This window comes from Flavobacteriales bacterium, assembly GCA_016124845.1.
In the GTDB taxonomy this organism is placed as follows: domain Bacteria; phylum Bacteroidota; class Bacteroidia; order UBA10329; family UBA10329; genus UBA10329.
The window spans coordinates 33692-49665 of the sequence record WGMW01000020.1; the positions used below are offsets into that span (position 1 = coordinate 33692).

The window sequence follows — 15974 nt, forward strand, 5'->3', positions numbered from 1 at the left end:
CGGTTGTAAGGGCGTACGGCCATACGCCCCTATCTGTAAACCTTGCGTTTGTTCAGCTCGCGCTGAAACTCACGGGCGTTTTTCCGATGCTCGTCATACGTGCTTGCAAACGAGTGATATCCTGAACCATCGGCCTTGGCGCAGAAATACAGGTAGTTGTGCGATTTAGCGTTGAGCACAGCATCAATGCTTTGAATGCTTGGCAGACAGATCGGCCCTGGCGGCAAACCCTTATATTTGTAGGTGTTGTAAGGCGAATCGATGGTCTTGTGGCTGTTCAGCACGCGTCTTGCAGTGAAATCACGGTTGGCGTAAACCAAGGTCGGGTCGGCCTGAAGCAACATGCCTTTTTTGAGGCGGTTGAGGTACACACCTGCCACCACGGGTTTTTCGTCCGACATGTTGGTTTCCTTCTGGACGATGGAGGCCAAAATGCTCACATCCGATTGGCTCAGACCCAATTTTTGTGCTTTCTGTTTGCGCTCGGCCGTCCAAAAATTCTTGTACTCACCCGCCATGCGTTCCATGAATTGTTCAGCAGAAGTGTTCCACCAGAACTCATACGTGTTTGGCAGAAAAAGCGTGAACAGCGTAGTGGTGTTGAAACCGTACTTGTTTGCGAAATCGCGGTCGTTCAATAAGGAGATGATGGACAAACTATCTGCTTCGATGTAAGAAGCCACTTTGCTCGCCAGTTCTTCCTTGAAACGCACATTATTGAAGGTGACCATCACGGGCTCCTGTTCGCCAGATCGTAGCAGATTGACGAGTTCGTTGTTGCTCATGCCGCGCTCTAATTTGTAGCGACCCGCCTTCACATTCAGCTTGTATTTCTTCTGTTCAGAAACCCAATCGAAAGACGTTTGGTTGATGATGATGCCCTGCTGCACCAGTGCGTTGGAAACATCCTGATAAACCGAACCCGTTGGAATGTAGAAGTACTTCTCATCGGCCTTGAAACCCACATTAGGGCGGTAGATCATGGAGTAGAGCTCCCAAGCCGAAACGCCACCCAAACAGATAATGATGACCACAACAATGGCCACAATTTTCTGCCAGTTGGTGGATGATTTTTTTGCCTTTTTCTTAGCCATTATTTGATTCTTGTTCCATTCAGAAGAATGGTATCAAATCTGAAATTCGTTACTGATAGATCGAAATAAAACCTAATGGCACATCGGTCTGGACATTTCGAAAACCTTTGAGGTTTGAGAATTAGCCCAAGTGCGCCTGATGAATCGATTTTCGCGTGGTGCATGTACTCATCATAACAAGGGCCGAAATAATCGAAGACTATCAAACAAATAGAACTGTCTGGATTCCATTTTTCCAAAACGAATTTCGGCTTACTCAATTTGATTGAGTCAATATCGATGTACTGGTATTCAACAAATGGAGCGGAAATATGAGGCGAGATCGAGTCTTTTTCCCAATCGATATCAACTTCATAGATATTGTTGTCCTTGGAATCTATTTCGGAAAGGATTCTTGGTGGACAATACAGATTTCCTCTAATGCGTCTTTGGTTGAACTCGTAGAGAAGCAATGCCTCGAACTTTTGCCAGCTCATACCTACTGAGCAATCATAATCGTAGAAGTTTTTGGGTTTCTCTTTCAGCCTTGTTAGTGTATCATTTCGGCCATACCAGAAAATTATCATTTGATCGGGAGAGAGAACCTCAAAATTCAACGTGTCAATATCCTGGTTTTCGCTCAAGCTCCACCTGGAATCATCACTTTCGAACGCCCAATTTGAGAGTGCAAATCCATTGTCAAAGTGGTAATGCATTGGAATCATACCAAACAAATCAACATTTAAGAGGTCAATTAGCGAATCTGTGATTACAACCTCTGAATATTCTTCGAGAGGGTCACAAAAGCACCAATGTCCTTTAAATTCTTCGTGAGTGAATTGAGCTTTGCTTGTAACTGCGAAAAGTGTGAATATGATTGTCAGTAATTCTTTCATCTCAATCGCTGCATAAACACCGCGTCAATAAACGCATTTCCCTTTTTCACCCAATCGTGGCAACGGCCTGTTTCTTCAAAGCCGCAGGTTGAAAACAACCGCAAGCTGGCCTCATTATCAACGGGAATATGGCAGTGCAATTGCCTGAGGTTCAACACTTCAAGGCAGTAATGTGTTAAAAGGTTCAGCGCTTCTTTGGCGTAGCCGTTCTTTCGGTTTTCGGTTTCTGCAATTAGAATTCCTACTCCTGCCCGTTGGTTGTGTTGGTCGAATTCGAATAGATCTATGCAGCCAATCGTCATTGCGAGGGAGGAACGACCGAAGCAATCTCCTTGATCGGAGAGATTGCCGCGCTGCGCTCGCAATGACGTTGGAGAATTGAGGTCAATCATCAACCGCAATTGTCTGTCCGTGTAAATGTCTCCTGAGGAACTTTCAATGAAATCCGCGATTTGTTCTTTGGTGAGCGGTTCGTGTTCGTCACCCAGATAATCGAGTTCGGGACGGTTTTCCCAATCGTGAATGAGGTCGCAATCATCCGCCCGCATTTCGCGCAGCGTGACTTTTTCGCCTTTCAGCAATTCGTGCTTCATGTGAAGGCATTTTTGACCCCCTCCCCGCTACGCGGGACTCCCCCTTTCAAGGGGGAGAACTGGTGCAGCCATCCAAGGTCTGTGCAGAGAGGCAGCTCCCCTCCTTGCAAGGAGGGGCTGGGGGAGGTCTTATTAAACATCAATCGTCCCATCGAAAACGTGAGTGGTCGGACCCGTCAGCCAAATGTCGGTGTACGAACCATCAGCTTGCGGTTTGAATGACACGCTGACCTTTCCGCCCAAAACTTTGATCGGAACTTCTGTGTCGGAAACGTTACCCAAATGGTGCATCGCAATGGCGCAGGCCGTGGCCCCCGTTCCGCATGACAGGGTTTCATCTTCCACACCTCGTTCGTAGGTTCGGATGTGCGTCAACCCATCCATCAATTCAACGAAATTGACATTGGTGCCTTCAGCCGCAAAACGGTCGTTGTAGCGCACTTTCCGCGCATCATTTATAAGGTCGATGCTCAGCACATCATCCACCATCGTTACATAATGAGGCGAACCCGTGTTGAGGTAAACGTTCTCACCAATGTGCTCGATACTCGGTACATCGCCCATCTTCAAACTGACAAGTTTTCCCACCATTTTGAACTCGTGCATGCCATCAACTGCCAAAAATTCACCTGAATCTCGCAACGCATTCAGGTTCTGCGCAAAATCGACAAAGCAGCGGCCACCGTTTCCGCACATGCTGCTTGGCGCGCCATCAGAGTTGAAATAAACCATCCGCACCGAGCGTTGTTCCATTTGTAGCAGAATGAGGCCATCGGCACCGATACCGAACCTGCGGTTGCAGAGTTGCGCGATCTGGCTTTGCGAAAGCTCCAGTCCCAGCGTGCGATTATCGATCATCACGAAGTCGTTTCCGGTACCGTGGTATTTAGAAAATGGAATTAGCATTCAGATAGAGATGAGTTTAAATCCCCCGACCCGAAACGTTCCGCAAGCTCCACTTTCGGACCACCCCCTTTGAAGGGGGAAGGGCGTCCGTCCTCCTTTGAAAAGGAGGTACCGAGGAACGAGACGGAGGATTTTTTGACCATTAACATTTTTTAAAAAATGGCGAACAACGATCGGGTTTGGGTGGCGTTAAATTTGATCTAAAACTCGACATCGAGAACAAAAACCAAAGTTAAATCAAAATCGAAGCAGCGATGAAACAGATGACAGGATTGATTGTGGCGGCACTAACTGGAGCCATTGTTTCGGTAGGAACGTACACGTATTTGGACAAGAAGAACGGCACGGCCGTGGAGCAGGTTTACACTACGCCAGTGCAGCGCGTCAACTACCCGTTGGCAGCTCCCGAGGGCAGCGTTGATTTTGTGGCCGCGGCCAACAATTCCATCCACTCGGTGGTGCACATTAAAACCAAGGTGACGCAGAGCGGATACAGCAGCGGCAACCCGTTCTATCAGTTCTTTTTCGATAGAGGATACAAGCAGCAACCCCAGATGGGAAGCGGTTCGGGCGTGATCATCAGCAGCGATGGTTACATCCTCACCAACAATCACGTGGTGGATCATGCCGATGAAGTAGAAGTGACATTGAACGATCAACGCAGCTACAATGCTGAAGTTCTTGGAACGGACCCGAACACGGATCTTGCCCTGTTGAAGATCAATGAAGATGAACTGCCTTACATTCCTTACGGGAATTCGGAGGAAGTGCAAGTGGGCGAGTGGGTGCTGGCAGTTGGAAATCCGTTCAACCTGACTTCGACCGTTACCGCAGGAATTGTAAGCGCGAAAGGCAGAAACATCAATATTCTTCAGGAAGAATTTGCGATTGAGAGTTTCATTCAGACAGATGCGGCTGTGAATCCAGGCAACAGCGGAGGTGCGCTGGTGAATACACGCGGTGAGTTGATTGGTATCAACACGGCTATTGCCTCCACAACGGGAAGCTACGCGGGATATGCGTTTGCGGTGCCTGTGAATATTGCCCGAAAAGTGGTTGATGATCTTCTTGAATTCGGTACCGTTCAGCGTGCTTTCATCGGTGTCAGCATCCGTGATCTGAATGGTAAACTGGCTTCAGAAAAAGGTCTGAAAACAACGGAAGGTGCGTTTGTGAATGGCATTTCGAAAGGTGGTGCGGCTGAGAAAGCGGGTATTCGCGAAGGCGACATTATTGTGGCGGTGGATGGTGTGAAGATCAAGAACGTGCCTGAGTTGCAGGAGAAGATCGGGGAATACCGCCCAGGCGATCTGGCGCAGGTTACGGTGCTTCGCGATGACGAACTGAGAAAGTATGACGTGGAACTCCGCAACAGAAATGGCAACACGGAATTGGTCACCAAGGAAACTGACATGCTGGTACAGCTCGGTGCCGACCTGCAACCGCTGAACGAAGATCAACTTCGCCAAATGGGATTGCGAAACGGCTTGCAAGTGAAAAGCCTGAGCAATGGTAAATTGAAAGGCGCGGGCATCAAAGAAGGGTTCATCATTACCCGCGTTGACAGAAAATCGGTGGCGACATCGCAAGATGTGATGAACGCATTGAACAAGAAAGAAGGAGGCGTGCTCATTGAGGGCGTTTACCCGAACGGATTGACCGCCTATTATGGTTTCGGTATGTAGGGAAGAAGTGGGATAGGTTGGTTGATGGGGGCGTTCCGAAAGGGCGCCCCTTTTTTGTTGGTGCTCAAGCGGTGAACTCTTCTCATAATGAGTATTTTGTTCTCCCGACTTTGTTCCAATGAGGGTGCTATTTGGGTTTTACTTGATGTTGTGTGGATTTGTTTGTCTCGGACAATCAGAGTTTAATGAAAGGCTCAAAAAAGCAGACCAATTCTACGACACTTTCAGATGGCATTATGCTGCTGAAACCCTAGACAACCTACCAAATTTCCACAAGGCCCACAGGTTGTACTCTGAGGCTTTTGAAATCGATTCTAGTTCTACTTACGTGAGGGACAGATTATTAGAGATTGAGAGAACTCTGGTTGAACTAAAGGAAGATTCCGTTTGTAGCCAGTTGCTATCACAAGACCATGAGATACCTGAAAACATGTTCGAGTGTATGGTTCGATTGGATTCACTACTCTGTTCGAGAGACAAAGATGTAATGAGAAATCTCGTAAATCGGGATGAAATGGTTAGGTATCATCACGGTTTGGGTATGTATTTGCGGAATAGGTGGGGATTATGGCAGGATTCGAAGCTTTGCAAGTATTTCGAAAAGGAGGGAATTCGACATCCAGATGATATGTCAGGCATCATCTTGGATTACTATTACGATTGGTTGAATGGTGACAAGGACAGTTGGAAAAATTGGAGTGAGGAAAATGAATTTTCTCGATTCATAAGAGAAAAGGAACGCAAACGACTCAGCGAAATATATGCTCAAAAAAGAATTGAAGAGTTAACATGTCCAGGAAAGGAAGTCCTTTTGAATAAAATAATGTCAGAACTGGATTCTGAACCTATGAACTTGGACTCTATGATGACAATTGATGAACTGGTAAAAATGCTTGAGTTTGAAATTGAGAAGCTTGAGGCTAAAGCGAAGAAAGGTAACGTTAAGACAAGTGAATAGGGATTGCAGCGGTTACCCCTCAGCGAAACGAGGAGTAAAAGCGGAAAGCCCGAGATTACTTCGGCAGTTTTTTCGGATTCAGTGAAGTGTGGAAAACAGCCATGATGTAAGCGGTTTCGTCCGTTTCGTCCAAGTAGTAAACGATGAGATACGGGAATTTTCCTGTTGGTACTGCACAGTAATCCTTATACCGCACTTGGTAATGTGGATTCTGAGAAATGGCTTGGAGGTAATGGTCGATGGTTGAGCTGAAGCGTTCGCCCAATCCTTCCAATTGTTCTTCGTAATAGTCTATGCCATCTTGAATATCGGCAAGCGCCCGCGGTTCAATGACAACCTTGTACGGCATCTTATTTTTTGCCGTATTTCAGTTGCTTCTTGGCTTCCTCCCAAGGAATAAAATCTTCCTTTCTGGAAGTTGCTCTGCGCTGATCGAGCACTTGTTTCTGTTGGTAGGTGAGTTCTGGTTCTTGTGCCAGATAGTCTGTTTCGTCATCCAAAACCTGAATGCCCATTTCGCGGGCAACTTTCAGAAGGAGCTCCACTCGTTCTGGGTCATCACATGCCAATCGCACCGTTCGTGTCATAGGTTAAAGTTACAACGGAATTTCGGGTTACGGTTTCAGGTAGCGAGCGTTACGGGCTGTAGCGGCATCCTTTTTTGAGGAACGAGAAAAAGATATATGCGGAAGACCCGACCGCGCCCTGGTAGCTTCGCTGTCCTTCGATACAGCGCACTTCGCGCGCCACCCAGGATGACGCTCGGCTACGCCCACGCGCGGGAACGCCCTGAAAAGGATTTGCGATTGACAATTGACGATACTTCGACTTTGCTCAGTACAGGTTTTTGATTGGAGATTTACTTCTCCGCATCTCTGTGTCTCTGTGTGAAACACAAATTAGCTCCGCTGAACTACGTTTTCCGTTTTCCCATTTTTCTCTACAAAACGAGAAACAAAATGCGGTTTCTGCCGTTCAATTTACGTTGGGCCAAGGGGCAGTTGCATATATATTGTATAAACCATGCATTCTGATTATCTTCGCAGCCCTTTTTAGCAGGTGTATTTACACGTTCATTTAAACTGAAACACGACACATGAGACAACTTAAGATCACCAAGTCGATAACGAACAGAGAGAGTGCTTCGCTTGACAAGTATTTGCAGGAGATCGGTAAAGAAGACCTGATCACTGCGGACATGGAGGTAACTCTGGCGCAGCGTATCAAGCAGGGTGATCAGGCGGCTTTGGAGAAATTGACCAAGGCGAACCTTCGTTTCGTGGTGTCTGTTGCCAAGCAGTATCAGAACCAAGGTTTGAGCCTTCCGGATTTGATCAACGAGGGTAACCTCGGATTGATCAAGGCTGCTCAGCGATTTGACGAAACGCGTGGTTTCAAGTTCATTTCTTACGCTGTTTGGTGGATTCGTCAGTCGATTCTACAGGCGTTGGCAGAGCAGTCTCGTATTGTTCGTCTGCCTTTGAACCAAGTTGGTTCCTTGAACAAGATCAACAAGGCTTTCTCCAAGTTGGAGCAGGAGTTTGAGCGTGAGCCATCTGCCGAAGAGCTTTCTGAAGTTCTTGAGATCCCAGAAGAGAAAATTGCCGATACGATGCGCGTTTCTGGACGTCACGTATCGATGGATGCACCGTTCGTACAGGGCGAGGATAACAGCCTTTTGGACGTATTGGTGAACCACGATTCGCCACGTGCCGACAGCACGCTGATGAACGAATCACTTCAAAAAGAAATTGAGCGTTCGCTTTCAACGCTTACTGAGCGAGAAAGAGATGTGGTAAAACTGTTCTTCGGAATCGGTATGAACCACGGTCTTACCTTGGAAGAGATCGGAGCGAAATTCGACCTTACAAGAGAGCGTGTTCGCCAGATCAAAGAGAAGGCTATCCGCAGACTGCGCCACACTTCGCGTAGCAAACTGCTGAAGGCATACTTAGGATAAGCAAATCAACCCAAATCAATCCATTTCATGAGTACTGAAACGATTGCTTCGAAGTCCCACGGAACTTTTGAGGCAGAGTTGACCAATTGGATCGGGCGAGAGAAAGCCGCGATCAAGTTGATGTCTATTGTCGGAACCCTGCGTTTTGACCGAGCTGTAGAACTTGTCATTTTCCGCCAGCAGTTGCACGATTGCAACGTGGGTGAAGTGCTTGCTCATCATGAGTATGCGCGCAAGATGGTGAAGAAGCCGATCACGGTTTTCGATAGCCTTCAGGTGGCTGAAGGTCTGGTGGGCATGAACCTTGCGCCAGCCAAAATCGACCTTGGAAAACTGACCCACGAGTGGTTGGAGGCACGTGCCAACGGAGAAACCGTTGAGACGTTCCTTGGAGCTACTATCGGAACGTTTGTGGCGGATGGAAAAGAGCCTTCGGCACCGAAAGATGTGGTGCTTTACGGTTTCGGACGTATCGGTCGTTTGGCTGCACGAGAGTTGATCTCGCAGTCAGCAAAAGGCGATCAGTTGCGTTTGCGTGCCATCGTTACCCGTTCAAATTCAGACCTTGATATTTACAAGCGTGCTGACCTTCTGAGAACGGATTCCATCCACGGACCATTCCCAGGAACGATTGAGGCTGACGTTGAGAAGAAAGCGTTGATCGTAAACGGTCACACGGTTCTGTTGATCGCAGCGAACAGCCCTGCTGAGATCGATTACACGACTTACGGCATCAACGATGCGTTGGTGATCGATAACACAGGTGTTTGGAGAGATGCTGACGGACTGGGTCAGCATTTGAACTCGAAAGGTGTGAGCAAAGTAATGCTGACCGCTCCAGGAAAAGGAAATATCCCGAATATCGTTCACGGAGTAAACCATTTGGATTTTGACCCAGACGCGCATGATATCTGGTCTGCGGCTTCATGTACAACCAATGCCATTTCTCCTGTTTTGGCGGTGATTGAAAAGAAATTCGGAGTAGAGAAAGGTCACATTGAGACCATCCACGCTTACACCAACGATCAAAACCTGTTGGACAACTACCACAAGAAATACCGTAGAGGTCGTTCGGCTGCGTTGAACATGGTCATCACCGAAACAGGTGCTGGTAGTGCTGTTGCGAAAGTGATTCCAACATTGGGTGGAAAACTGACCTCAAACGCAGTTCGTGTTCCGGTTCCAGATGGTTCTTTGGCTATTCTGAACTTGACCTTGAACAAGGCTGTGACCTTGGAAGAAGTTGACAATGCGATGAAAGATGCTGCATTGAACGGAAACCTTGTAGAGCAGATCCGTTATTCAACTTCACACGAGTTGGTGTCTTCTGATATCGTTGGGGATAGCTGCGCTTCCATCTACGATAGTAAAGCGACCATCGTATCTCCTGACGGAAAGAACGTGGTGATCTACGCTTGGTACGATAACGAGTACGGTTACACACGTCAGGTGCTTCGTCTTTCGAAGTATGTGAGCAAGGTTCGCAGACTGCACTATTATTAAGAGAATCAACCTTTTAGGTAAAGCCGATGTGAACTTTCGCATCGGCTTTTTTTCTGCTTAAGAACAAGACTTTTTAAAGGACATTTTTTTAGCCACAGAAGCACAGATTTTCACAGATTTCACGGAAATTTTCGGTGAAAACCTCTGTGTTTTCTGCGTTTCTGTGGCTATTTCATGTCGATTGTGCTCGCAGGATGTTCATCGGTTCATACTATGATTGGTCAATTTGCGTTCGTGTTTTAGTGCCTACTTTCACGCCTCGCAAACACGAACATGACCCGATTACAACGATTGAAATTTTCCCGCACAGCGGATGTTGAATTTGTGCAGACCTTGAAATTCCGTGTCGCGGAATATTTCGCGGATAACCAGATTACCAAGCATGGAAATGCAGGTATGATCGTGAAGACCGTTTCGCTATTGATGCTGTATTTGGTGCCACTTGGATTGATCATTTCAGGTGTGGTTTCGCATTGGCTGGTACTTTTCGTGATGTGGGTAATGATGGCCGTTGGCATGATCGGTATCGGAATGTCCATCATGCACGATGCAAATCATGGTTCCTATTCCAAGAATCCGAAGGTGAACAAGGCTTTGGGGTACCTGATAAATATTGTGGGTGGCAGCGCCATCGTTTGGAAGATCCAGCATAACGTTTTGCATCATTCATTCACCAATATCGATGGGCATGATGGCGATATTGACACGGGTGGCATTCTTCGCCTTTCTCCAAACGGCAAGCGCCTGTGGATTCACCGCTTGCAAGTTTTCTATGCGTGGTTCCTCTACGGCATGATGACCATCAATTGGGCAACCTTCAAGGATTTCCTTCAGATATTCGATTTCCGTAAGAAAGGGTTGACGGTGAAAAGCCGTGGGAAATTCACCCTACAGGTTACGCGGATGACGGTTGCTAAGCTGGTTTACTGGGCGGTTGTGTTGGTGTTGCCAATGTGGCTCAACCCTGCATCGTGGTGGTTGACGCTGATTTTCTTCTTGACCATGCACTTCATTGCTGGCGTGTTCAGTGCCACGGTTTTTCAAGCGGCCCATGTGATGCCTGATGCTGAATATCCTGTTGCGCCAGAAGACGGAAGAGTGGAGGAAAGCTGGTTCGTTCATCAGCTTCGCACCACCTGCAATTTCTCTCCAAAAAGCCGTGTCTTCTCTTGGTTTGTGGGCGGGTTGAACTACCAGATCGAACACCACCTGTTCCCGACCATCAGCCACGTGCATTACCGAAAGCTGTCCAAGATCGTGCGGCAGACAGCCCAGGAGTACGGCATTCCTTACCATGTTTATCCAAACTTCAGGGTAGTTCTGTGGCAGCACGCCAAACATCTTTGGCAATTGGGTAATTCACCTATCCCGATCTTGGCGCGAGTTGCTAAGTGAGAATACGCTTTCAGGCAGCGTAAATGTCATGGCAATGTTACGTGATTCACGGAATTTTAAGGAATTGTCAATAAAATAGCCATTTATGGTCATTGGTGCTATGTTGGGTGCGTTTAGATTTGCACTCAACATTCAACCATGAGACCCGAAGAGATCATTGTTCTACGCGTTCTGCGATTTGTAATTGTTGCTGCTTTTGCCGTTGCCTTGGCTTACATGGCCTATAAAGGTTGATCATCCATCCTTCTCCTTTTTCCCGCCTTTACTGGCGAAAAAGTCGAGTTGGAAGGCCAGCACGGGAATAAAGCCCATCTGATACTTGTAGGCCAGTTCGTTGTGCTGCTTGTCGTAAAACTGGCGCAGGATGTTCTTGTGGTCGATGAAGTTGCCGATGTTCAGCGAGATGGTCCACGAATACTTGGGTTTGTTCTGCCGATAGGCCATGCGCAGGTCGGGGCGGAGGTAGTTCGGGTATGTCTGCGTGAAGGCAAGCGAGTCGATGGTGATGGCCTCCTTTGCCTGATTCGATGCGTTTACATCGATGGGTGTGTAGCGGAAACCGCCCATGTACGCAAAACGGAAACCCACTTCCAGCGCGCTGTTCTTGAACTGAAACTCGTAGCCGCCCATCAGCGACATCACAAAACGGCTATCGTACGCACCCGAATAGGTCTTGCCATTGAGCGGTGTGTACTGCGAGCGGAACACCGACCCGTTGGCCACCACAAACCAATGGTTGGCATAGAATCGTTGGATGGAAATGTCCACCCCGTAGTTCATGCCCGTGCCCTTGTTCACCAGCGAATCCTTGGCGTAGCCCGAGCGCTCGTTCAGCACCATGTACGTGCTGTTGGGATTGGCACTCACAGGCAGTCGGTACAGATACTGGAAATACGGCTCTATTTTGAACTTGTAATGTTTCAGGAAACTCAGCTCGTAGCTCAGTACAAAATGATGGCTCTGTATCATTTTCAGGTCGAGGTTGGGGTAATACACAGAGCCATCCTGCCGCGTGTAGCGCGTAAAGTAGGAGCCCAACGGCAGATACTGCCCATGCAGTCCGTAGCCGAAACTGAACTGCGAACTGCCGCCCACCTTCTGCGCAATACTGAAACGCGGTTCGATGGAATACGTGTTATTGAGCCGCAGATACACCGCATGTACGCCCCCGATAATGGTGGTGGTGGCCGTTGGCCGATACTTGGTGAGCACGTAAGGTTGCAGCGTGGTGGTGTTGCCCGAACCATCTATCAGGTTGAGTGTCTGCCCCAGCGAGTCCACGTATTTCGATTCGTGGAAAGTGTAGAAGTTCTCATCGGCATGGATGCCCGCCCGCAGACTGATGCGGCTGCTGAACTTATGGTTGTAGAACGTGTGGATGGCCGCCCGCGTGTTATTGAAATGCGTGTTGCGCACGGGGTGTAACTGAATGTTGTAATCGAGCGTGTCGTCTCCGTCCACCACATCATTATAGGTAAAGGCACCTACGGTTTTGATGTACGATTTCTCGTTGAGCAGGTAGGTCCACGAAACGCCCACCACCGCCAGGTTGGTCTTGAACGTGGTCTTGAAATGGTTGATGTATTCCTTCCAGTCGGCCGTGTCCTTTTTGATAATGCCCACCTCTTGGCTCATGCCGCCCACCCCGAAAATGCTGATGCGCGACTTCTTGGTATTGGGCAGATTGATCTTGAAGTTGAGGTCCTGATAGGTGTTGTTGGTGTTGGCATCCACCACATACAGCCCCATGGCACCCAGAATGCCCAAGGTGGAATAGCGGTAGTTGAAGAGGTAGCTCGAACCGTTGTCCTTCTTCGACATGGGGCCTTCCGCGCCCGCGTTGATGCCCAGCACACCCGCCCGCACCATGAACTCGTGTCGCTCGGTGTTCCCGTTGCGGAAACTGATATCGAACACACCCGCGAAGGCATTGCCGTATTCGGCTGGGAAGGCCCCCGTGCTGAAATCCATGTTGCCCAGCACGTTGGGAGAAAGGGCCGTGATGCCACCGCCCGAAGAACCGGGGCGCGAAAAGTGGTTGAGGTTGGGCACATCAATGCCTTCCAGACGCCAGAGGATGCCTGCGGCCGAGTTGCCCCGCACGATCACATCATTGTCATTGTCCTGCGCAGCTGTTACTCCGGGCGCGTTGAGTGCCACGCGGCCGGGGTCGTTGATGCTGCCTGCAAAACGCTGTGTTTCCTTGATGCTGAAGGAGCGTGCGCTCACGGTCATCATCTCGTTGCGCGGACGGCCATCCTGTGTGGCCACCACCGTTACCTCTTTGGTCATGTTCACGCTTTCCTCCAAGGCAATGTCAATGGTCATTTCCTTGCCCGAGGTGAGCGTTACCAGTCCGCTGGTCCATGGTTCGTAGCCGATGTAGGTGCATTTCACTTCCACGCGGCCCACAGGCACGTTCTGCAGGTGATACTTGCCATCTATATCGGTAGAGGCACCGATCATTTCGGGTGTTTCCACAAATACCGTGGCGCCCACCAGCGGCTGTTTGGTCTCGGCATCCACCACCGTACCTTTAATGGTCTGGTTGCGCTGGGCAACCACGCACAATGGAACAAGCACAAAAAGAATAGAGGCCAATCTTTTCATGAAGGCAATTTAGTGAATAGCAGCGGTCACTTGGCTACGTTCAGAAGTAATAGGACAGTCCGAGGGATGCTTCGATGCGTTTCACATCGAGGTCGTTCGTCTTTTCCTTTCGTTGGTAAGTGTTGTATTGATAGACAACATGATTGAAGAATGTGAATTCTGCGTTTATCAATAGGCTTATGTAAAGACCCTTGTATAGTTGATACTCCGGGCCAGTGGTCAGCGAGAAAGAGAATGCATCGCTTTTCAGTTTGAGGTCAAAGTCGTTTACGGCCTTATCTACGAACGTTGTATAGGCCGGTGATAGTCCGGCAAGAACTTGAAATCGTGGGTGTGCATTCGATTTGACCTTGATATTAATACTGACTCCAATGCTTTGAACAGTAATATCATCACCGATGGTAGCTTCTGTTTTCTGTAACTGACCGTTGGGCAGTGTGTCTGTTGATGTTATCCTGGTCTCTGACTGTTTTGTTCTGAAAGCCGAATAACGTATGCCTAAACCAATGGCAGGATTGAGGTAGAAGGTAAGGGCGGCATTCAGGTTGTATCCCGATCGAAGTCGCTTGAAATAGCTGTCCGTCTGCCCGCTCAGTACGTAATCGGACGGAATCCAGTAAGAATAACCGGCACCGATTCTCAGACTTGCTACGGAATAGTCCCGCTTCCTTTTAACCTTTGGCTTATTGTCGTTTGCGGTTTTCTGATAATAGTCCCTAACGAATGATCGTGCAATCAGTCTGGTATTGCTGCTTGTGGAGTCTTTGGTGGAGTGAAACCGAATGTGATCTCGGGCAATTTCAGTAATCCTGCAATGGATCGTATCTCCATTGTTGGTAATGATCATATCCTGCGCCAATGCCGGAAATGACGGTAGCATGAGCAGGACAAATAACAAGTTTCGCACGTGGCCAAATTAATGATTTGTAACCTTCAACTTTTGAAAGGCTCTAAGGATTTGTTCCATGAGGATTCTGGAGACGTGGTGAAATGTGAGTAGGGGCAATTGCCTCCAAAGGTCGGGCAGCTACCATGTATGTGGCTGTAAATCATGTACATTCGTGCTTCCCTCTTATTCCTAATTGTCATTATGAGAATTTTCACGTTTCTACTGGTGCTGCTGTTTGCGGTGCCCACCTTTGCTACCGACCCCACGCCATCTGCCTACCTGGTCAGCTACAAGCTGGTAAAGTCGCATACCAAAAAGACCATCAGTGCCCTTTGGAAGAAGAACAGCGTACCCAAGATCGCACTGCCCGTTAAGAACGCGGTCGATATCTACGAGATCATCTACAAGGTGCAATGGATAGACGGCACATGGCGTAATGCATCGGGCATCTACTATGTACCCAAGGTGCAGAAGGCTGTTCCGTATATGATGTTTGGCCACGGTACGCAGATACAGAAGGCGCGCAACATTACCGACAACGATTCGCAGCAGTTCATCTGCCTGGCGCACGCAACAGACGGCTACGCGGCCATGTACCCCGATTATTATGGCATCGGAAAAGGGGAGGGCAGGCACCTTTACCAGCATGCATGGTCGGAGGCGCATGCCTTCATTTATATGCTGATGGCGGTGGATGAGCTGAACAAGGAACTGAAAATTGAACCCAACGGGCAGTTGTTCCTTACAGGCTACTCGCAGGGCGGCCATGCCTCCTTTGCAGCCCAGAAATACATTGAAGAACTGGACGACCCCCGTTTTCAGGTCACGGCCACATCGCCCATGTCGGGCGCTTACGATATGACGGGCGAACAGGAGAATTACATGTTTCAGGAATACCCGCGGCCGTTCTATCTGCCGTATCTGTTGCTCTCTTACCAAACGGCCTACCACATCTTGGATATGAAAGACCCGTATGAGGTTTTTGCCGAACCTTTCGACACGCTGTTCCCTCCCTTTTTTGAGGATAACGACCGCAGAACGCTGGATGAGCTGGACAAGCTGCTGCCAAGTGTTCCGGCCAAGGTGGTCAAGTCCAAGTGGATCGAAGACTACAGGAACGACCCCGACCATCCCTTTAAGAAACGGCTACGCGAGAACAACCTGACCAACTGGAAACCAGAGGCGCCCGTTCAGCTCTGCTATTGCAAAGGCGATAAGGAGGTGAGTTACAAGAATTCGGAAGTGGCGTACGAGCGGATAAAGGCGCTTGGCGTGGAGCACATCAAACTGAACAATCTGAGCGACTATCTGGATCACAACACCTGTGCGGCATTTGCCGTGCTGGCCACCAAATACTACTTCGACCGCTTTAAGAAGCATGGCAAGAATCCGAAAATGAAGGAGATGCCCGCCTTCAAACGTTGGATACGCGGCATGGTGAAACACAAGGTGGAGAAGGACTACAAGCAGGATGGTTCGGACCATTCGTACCTGTAGCCTGCGGTC

14 protein-coding genes are annotated in these 15974 nt (G+C 48.7%); 6 read left to right on the top strand and 8 right to left on the bottom strand.

Features of this window, described 5'->3' with window-relative positions:
- Window positions 1-29: 29 nt before the first annotated feature.
- The 4 genes from mltG to GC178_09140 form a co-directional block, all read right to left on the bottom strand.
- Window positions 30-1094 (bottom strand): endolytic transglycosylase MltG, encoded by a 1065-nt coding sequence (mltG, locus tag GC178_09125; GenBank protein ID MBI1287726.1) that lies wholly within the window; start codon window positions 1092-1094, stop codon window positions 30-32.
- Window positions 1094-1969: a hypothetical protein gene (locus GC178_09130; GenBank protein ID MBI1287727.1), complete on the bottom strand. Its 876-nt coding sequence runs from the start codon at window positions 1967-1969 to the stop codon at window positions 1094-1096. Before GC178_09130 ends, mltG begins: the two co-directional genes overlap by 1 nt.
- A complete protein-coding gene (locus GC178_09135; protein MBI1287728.1) occupies window positions 1966-2562 on the bottom strand; it encodes a GNAT family N-acetyltransferase in 597 nt (198 codons plus the stop codon). The genes GC178_09130 and GC178_09135 overlap by 4 nt, the downstream gene beginning before the upstream one ends.
- Window positions 2563-2694: 132 nt before the next feature.
- Entirely contained in the window at window positions 2695-3468 is a 774-nt protein-coding gene (locus tag GC178_09140) for a diaminopimelate epimerase (GenBank protein MBI1287729.1), read from the bottom strand.
- Window positions 3469-3722: 254 nt separating this feature from the next.
- Between GC178_09140 and GC178_09145 the strand changes: the two genes are divergently transcribed.
- Together GC178_09145 and GC178_09150 are read left to right on the top strand one after the other, a co-directional pair.
- Window positions 3723-5153 (top strand): Do family serine endopeptidase, encoded by a 1431-nt coding sequence (locus GC178_09145; protein MBI1287730.1) that lies wholly within the window; start codon window positions 3723-3725, stop codon window positions 5151-5153.
- A 118-nt stretch (window positions 5154-5271) separates the two neighbouring features.
- A complete protein-coding gene (locus tag GC178_09150; protein ID MBI1287731.1) occupies window positions 5272-6111 on the top strand; it encodes a hypothetical protein in 840 nt (279 codons plus the stop codon).
- Between the two features lie 55 nt (window positions 6112-6166).
- On the opposite strand, the gene GC178_09155 is transcribed toward GC178_09150, so the two are convergent.
- The gene (locus tag GC178_09155; protein ID MBI1287732.1) at window positions 6167-6460 is read right to left on the bottom strand and encodes a type II toxin-antitoxin system RelE/ParE family toxin; all 294 of its coding nucleotides are present in this window, start codon (window positions 6458-6460) and stop codon (window positions 6167-6169) included.
- A 1-nt stretch (window position 6461) separates the two neighbouring features.
- Window positions 6462-6698, bottom strand: a complete 237-nt coding sequence (locus GC178_09160) for a hypothetical protein (GenBank protein ID MBI1287733.1) — start codon at window positions 6696-6698, stop codon at window positions 6462-6464.
- Between the two features lie 509 nt (window positions 6699-7207).
- On the opposite strand from GC178_09160, the gene GC178_09165 reads away from it, so the two are divergent.
- The 3 genes from GC178_09165 (at window position 7208) to GC178_09175 (ending at window position 10969) form a co-directional block, all read left to right on the top strand.
- Entirely contained in the window at window positions 7208-8071 is an 864-nt protein-coding gene (locus tag GC178_09165; protein ID MBI1287734.1) for a sigma-70 family RNA polymerase sigma factor, read from the top strand.
- A gap of 27 nt (window positions 8072-8098) precedes the next feature.
- On the top strand, window positions 8099-9574 hold the full coding sequence (locus GC178_09170) for a glyceraldehyde-3-phosphate dehydrogenase (GenBank protein MBI1287735.1): 1476 nt from the start codon (window positions 8099-8101) through the stop codon (window positions 9572-9574).
- 396 nt (window positions 9575-9970) lie between these two features.
- Window positions 9971-10969, top strand: coding sequence for an acyl-CoA desaturase (locus GC178_09175; protein ID MBI1287736.1), 999 nt, complete (start codon window positions 9971-9973; stop codon window positions 10967-10969).
- 234 nt (window positions 10970-11203) lie between these two features.
- On the opposite strand, the gene GC178_09180 is transcribed toward GC178_09175, so the two are convergent.
- Together GC178_09180 and GC178_09185 are read right to left on the bottom strand one after the other, a co-directional pair.
- Window positions 11204-13579, bottom strand: coding sequence for a TonB-dependent receptor plug domain-containing protein (locus GC178_09180; GenBank protein MBI1287737.1), 2376 nt, complete (start codon window positions 13577-13579; stop codon window positions 11204-11206).
- A gap of 40 nt (window positions 13580-13619) precedes the next feature.
- A complete protein-coding gene (locus tag GC178_09185; protein MBI1287738.1) occupies window positions 13620-14486 on the bottom strand; it encodes an outer membrane beta-barrel protein in 867 nt (288 codons plus the stop codon).
- 183 nt (window positions 14487-14669) lie between these two features.
- Between GC178_09185 and GC178_09190 the strand changes: the two genes are divergently transcribed.
- Window positions 14670-15965, top strand: a complete 1296-nt coding sequence (locus GC178_09190; protein MBI1287739.1) for a hypothetical protein — start codon at window positions 14670-14672, stop codon at window positions 15963-15965.
- Window positions 15966-15974 lie beyond the last annotated feature (9 nt).